This is a genomic window from Mesorhizobium sp. M7D.F.Ca.US.004.03.1.1 (assembly GCF_003998635.1).
GTDB classification, from domain to species: Bacteria; Pseudomonadota; Alphaproteobacteria; order Rhizobiales; family Rhizobiaceae; genus Mesorhizobium; species Mesorhizobium loti.
In genome coordinates this window covers 1-1015 of record NZ_RZQG01001416.1, presented here as the reverse complement: position 1 = coordinate 1015, position 1015 = coordinate 1, and the positions used below count along the sequence as shown (strand labels likewise).

Annotated in this window: 2 protein-coding genes; one reads left to right on the top strand and one right to left on the bottom strand. The window is 66.3% G+C overall.

The annotated features are described in order from the left end of the window. Nucleotides 1–184, bottom strand: a 184-nt coding sequence (locus tag EN935_RS37560) for a LysR family transcriptional regulator (RefSeq protein WP_164771775.1), incomplete at its 3' end; no start/stop codon positions are given. Nucleotides 185–296: 112 nt separating this feature from the next. On the opposite strand from EN935_RS37560, the gene EN935_RS37555 reads away from it, so the two are divergent. Next, a partial coding sequence (locus EN935_RS37555) for an MFS transporter (protein ID WP_164771776.1) occupies nt 297–1015 on the top strand: 719 nt, incomplete at its 3' end.

The window sequence follows — 1015 nt, the reverse complement described above, 5'->3', positions numbered from 1 at the left end:
GGCCGGAGGCGGTCGGCTTCAGCGGCTTCGACTGGCGGTCGAGCAGCGCGGTGGCCAACCCGTCCTCGAGGTTCTGGATGCGGCGCGTCACGCCCGGCTGGGTGAGGTTGAGCCTTGCCGAGGCACCGACGATCGAGCCGGTCTCCACCACCGCGATGAAGGCTTCGAGGTCGTGGATATTCATGCGTATCTCGCATAATCATTATCGAATTGATTGAATTGTAGCATGATAATGCTTTGGCATAAAGTCCTCGCACGACATGCAAATCCCTGAGGACTCAATGCTCGATACCCCAATGCTCGACACCAATGACGGCCGGATGGCCGGGCCGGCTGCGACCGTCACAGGCCCGCAGACGCTGCTGTTTGCCACCGCGGTCGGCATCATCGTCACCAATTTGTTCGCCCCACAGACGCTGGTCGGCCTGATCGGGCCATCGCTCGGCGCCAGTGCCGCGAGCGTCGGCTTCGTCGCCATGGCCACCCTGCTCGGCTATGCCGCCGGCCTGTTCTTCCTGGTGCCGCTCGCCGACCTCGCCGAAAACCGCACCCTGATCCTGCGCATGCTGGCCGCGGCGGCATTGGCGGCTGGCGTCGCCACAACGGCGCCCACCGCCGGCTCGCTGCTGATCGTCCTGTTCGTCCTCGGGGCTGCCTGTTCGGCGATCCAGATCCTGGTGCCGATCGCCGCCTCGATGGCGCCGCCCGGGCAGGCCGGCCGCGTCATCGGCGATGTCATGAGCGGGCTGATGGTCGGCATCCTTTTGGCGCGGCCGCTGGCCAGCCTGATTGCCGATGCCTGGGGCTGGCGGGCTTTTTATGGCATCAGCGCCGCGGCCTTGGTCGTACTGGCTTGCGTGCTTGCCTTCACCTTGCCGCGACGACGGCCGGCAGCGAGATCCTCCTATGGAGCGCTGATCGCTTCACTGTTCGACCTGCTGCGCGACGAGCCGGTGCTGCGGCGCCGCGCGCTGACGGCGGCGCTGGTGATGGCGGCCTTCAGCCTGTTCTGGAC